Annotated in this window: 1 pseudogene; it reads left to right on the forward strand. The window is 26.1% G+C overall.

Annotated elements, in window-relative coordinates:
* Positions 1-241 (forward strand): annotated as a pseudogene (locus SH09_RS13670) (replication initiation factor domain-containing protein); the annotation flags it as partial.

The following is a 241-nucleotide window of genomic DNA, read 5'->3' on the forward strand; positions in this document are numbered from 1 at the left end:
AGATATGGTTGATTATTGGAACGATTGTTTTAATGATTTACATATTTTGAAACCAGATTGGTCTAGTTTAGAAAAAGTAAAAGACCAAGCAATGATTTATATGCTAATTCATGAAGAAAGAACATGGGGTAAATTAGAAAGACGTACAAAAAATAAATACAGAGAAATGTTAAAAAGTATTTCAGAAATTGATTTAACGGACTTAATGAAATTGACTTTAAAAGAGAATGAAAAACAATTG

The organism is Staphylococcus gallinarum, assembly GCF_000875895.1.
In the GTDB taxonomy this organism is placed as follows: domain Bacteria; phylum Bacillota; class Bacilli; order Staphylococcales; family Staphylococcaceae; genus Staphylococcus; species Staphylococcus gallinarum.